General features: G+C 67.1%; 4 protein-coding genes. All 4 read left to right on the forward strand.

What is annotated here, in order from left to right:
• Positions 1 to 128: 128 nt before the first annotated feature.
• The 4 genes from ACFWPJ_RS25665 (at position 129) to ACFWPJ_RS25680 (ending at position 3290) form a co-directional block, all read left to right on the forward strand.
• Positions 129 to 683 (forward strand): hypothetical protein, encoded by a 555-nt coding sequence (locus ACFWPJ_RS25665; RefSeq protein WP_378854955.1) that lies wholly within the window; start codon positions 129 to 131, stop codon positions 681 to 683.
• 7 nt (positions 684 to 690) lie between these two features.
• Entirely contained in the window at positions 691 to 1482 is a 792-nt protein-coding gene (locus ACFWPJ_RS25670) for a DUF1707 domain-containing protein (protein WP_378854957.1), read from the forward strand.
• 148 nt (positions 1483 to 1630) lie between these two features.
• Positions 1631 to 2188 (forward strand): PadR family transcriptional regulator, encoded by a 558-nt coding sequence (locus ACFWPJ_RS25675; RefSeq protein ID WP_071930941.1) that lies wholly within the window; start codon positions 1631 to 1633, stop codon positions 2186 to 2188.
• The gene (locus tag ACFWPJ_RS25680; protein ID WP_378854959.1) at positions 2181 to 3290 is read left to right on the forward strand and encodes an inositol-3-phosphate synthase; all 1110 of its coding nucleotides are present in this window, start codon (positions 2181 to 2183) and stop codon (positions 3288 to 3290) included. The genes ACFWPJ_RS25675 and ACFWPJ_RS25680 overlap by 8 nt, the downstream gene beginning before the upstream one ends.
• Positions 3291 to 3387 lie beyond the last annotated feature (97 nt).

Raw genomic sequence — 3387 nt, forward strand, 5'->3', positions numbered from 1 at the left:
CGATGTGCACCGTGCCACCAACGGCGAAGCCGCGGGCCTGGGACATCTGGAACAGCTCCATCACCACGCCCTGACCGGCGAAGCCGAAGGCGCGCAACACCTTCCGCATCGCCACCGTCGCGGCCGCCGTGGTGGTGGCGATCGGCGGGTTCGCGTGGACAGTCCGCCCGGACGCGTCGACACCCCGTGCGACGGTCAACTACAATGCCGCCGCACCACTGATCGTCGCGACACCATCGCCGGTCACACTCGCCGGTTTCCTGCAGTTCCGCGACGACTACCGCACCAAGTTCGGCGAGACCCTGGTCGACCGCCTCACGTTGCACGAGGAGTTCGTCAGTGTGACCCGCCGGGCACCGGGCGACAACGACGACTGGAGCGCCGACTACGTCTACGAGGGCGGTTTCCAACGTTCGAGCACACAGGTCACCACCCGTCAACGCGACCTGGTCCCGATCGACCTCGCCCAGGTGAACGCCGACGCGCTGGCCGCGGCCTTGGCCACCGCGGTCGCGACCGCACGCGTGCCAGGAGGCAAGGTCGCCAACGTCTCGATCGAAAACGATCACTGGCTGCGGCAACCGGCGATCAGCATCTCCGTCACCAACGAGGCAAACCAGTCCGGGCGCCTGTACCTGGCGCTGTCCGGAGAAGTACTGAAGACCAGCCCGTTCGAAGGATGACCAGGCGATGAAGAATCCCGCCGCCGCGAAGAACCTGCGCGCCCGCGACACCGATCGGGTCGACGTCTGCGCCCTGCTCGACGCCGCCCTTGCCGACGGCCAGCTCACCGCCCGCGAACACGAGAAGCGGACCGCGACCGCCATGCAGGCGGAGACCTTCGGCGCGCTCGACCGCCTCGTCGACGACCTCCAGATCCCCGGCGACCTCGCCGCCACCCCCGTCGCCCGCGGCATCCCGAGCGCGCCGCGGCGCTGGTGGATTCCGGTCGGCGCGATCGTGCTGGCCGGTCTGCTCGGCGCCGGCGCGGGTCTGCTCGGCCGCACCGTGGGCGACGCCGTGCTCGGCGAACCGCTGCCCGATCTGACTACCGGCAACGGCTTCGCGCACTTCCTCGCCGACTATCGCGCGAAATACGGTTCGACCGAAGTCGACGAGCTGACGCTGTACCCGGACTACGCCATCGTCGAACGCAAGGCCGACAAGCCAGGCAAGCAGGACGAACAGATCTACCGCGGCTCCTTCAAGGCCTGGGGTTCGCAGGGTTCGCGCACCCAGGACACCAAGTCGTTCGACCTGGCAGGCGTCGACCTGGCCCGCTACGCCCGCCTCATGTCCGGCGCCCCGGTGACCACCCGGGTCCCCAGCGGCTGGGTCTCCCATGTGCTGGTCGGATTCGAGCTCGGCGGTGACAAGGACGCCGAGCCCGAGATCCGCATCCACGTCAAGAACGAGGCCGGGCAGAGCGGCTACCTGAAGATCCGCCTCAACGGCGAACCGATCTCCGTACACCCGGCCTAGCTCGCCGCGGTCTCACCAGCCATGATGCGGTGATCTGTGCCATCGGCCTATGCTCGGTTATATCGCTCCGATATAGTTGGAAGTCGCATCCATCGGTTAGGTCCGTTCGGCCTGTCAGGCCGACATAGTCAGGGAGTGAGGTCGGCGAATGCTCGAATTGGCGATTCTCGGCCTGCTCCTCGACGCGCCCATGCACGGTTACGAGCTGCGCAAGCGGCTGACGGGCCTGCTCGGAGCGTTCCGGGCCTTCTCCTACGGTTCGCTCTACCCGACGCTGCGCAGGATGCAGGCCGACGGGCTGATCGCGGAGGAGCTTCCGGAGGGCGCGATCGCGCGCCGTGCGCGCCGCGTCTACCGGCTCACGCCGGTCGGGCGGGAACGGTTCAACGAACTCCTCGCCGACACCGGTCCGCAGAACTACACCGATGACGGCTTCGGCGTTCACCTGGCCTTCTTCAGCCGCACCCCCGCCGAGGCGAGGATGCGGATCCTGGAGGGCCGGCGGCGTCAGGTCGAGGAGCGCCGAGAGGGACTGCGGGAAGCGATCAAGAAGGCCAGCGGCTCGCTGGATCGCTACACCCGTCAGCTCCACCAGCTCGGATTGGAATCAAGCGAGCGCGAAGTGCGCTGGCTCAACGAGTTGATTGCGGCGGAGCAATCGACGAAGGCGGCACCACAGAAAGAGGGAAAGAGCGGCCATGAGTGATGTCAACAAGGTTGGGTCCGGCGAGGTTCGCGTCGCGATCGTCGGTGTGGGCAACTGCGCATCGTCGCTGGTGCAGGGCGTGCAGTACTACAAGGACGCCGATGAGAACGCCACCGTTCCCGGCCTCATGCACGTCAAGTTCGGTCCCTATCACGTCAAGGACGTGAAGTTCGTTGCCGCGTTCGACGTCGACGCCAAGAAGGTCGGCTTCGACCTGGCCGAGGCGATCTTCGCCAGCGAGAACAACACGATCAAGATCTCCGATGTGCCGCCCACCGACGTGACGGTCCAGCGTGGCCCCACCCTCGACGGCATCGGCAAGTACTACGCCCAGACCATCGAGCAGTCCGAGGCTCCGGCCGTCGACGTCGTGAAGGCGCTCAAGGACGCCCAGGTCGACGTCATGGTGTCCTACCTGCCCGTCGGCTCGGAAGAGGCCGACAAGTTCTACGCGCAGTGCGCCATCGACGCGGGCGTCGCCTTCGTCAACGCGCTGCCCGTGTTCATCGCCTCCGACCCGGTCTGGGCGCAGAAGTTCGTCGACGCCGGTGTCCCGATCGTCGGTGACGACATCAAGTCCCAGGTCGGCGCGACCATCACCCACCGCGTGATGGCCAAGCTGTTCGAGGACCGCGGCGTGGTGCTCGACCGCACCTACCAGCTCAATGTCGGCGGCAACATGGACTTCAAGAACATGCTCGAGCGTGATCGGCTGGAGTCGAAGAAGGTCTCCAAGACCCAGGCCGTGACGTCGAACCTCACCGGTTCGCTCGCGGGCAAGGTCCACGACCGCAACGTCCACATCGGCCCCTCGGACTACGTGGAGTGGCTCGACGACCGCAAGTGGGCCTACGTCCGCCTCGAGGGCCGCGCCTTCGGTGACGCCCCGCTGAACCTGGAGTACAAGCTCGAGGTGTGGGACTCGCCGAACTCGGCGGGCATCATCATCGACGCCGTCCGCGCGGCCAAGATCGCCAAGGACCGCGGCATCGGCGGACCCGTCATCCCGGCCTCGGCCTACCTGATGAAGTCCCCGCCGGAGCAGATCGCCGACGACGTCGCGCGCACCCAGCTCGAGGCGTTCATCATCGGCGCGGAGTAGTTGGAGCGCTGGCGCGCTCGAGTCGCGGCCCCTCCTGTCCCGCCGATCAGGCACCGGTGCTTGCTCCTTCGTCGCCTACGCACCGGCACCTGATCGG

Source organism: Nocardia sp. NPDC058497 (assembly GCF_042720195.1).
In the GTDB taxonomy this organism is placed as follows: Bacteria; Actinomycetota; Actinomycetes; order Mycobacteriales; family Mycobacteriaceae; genus Nocardia.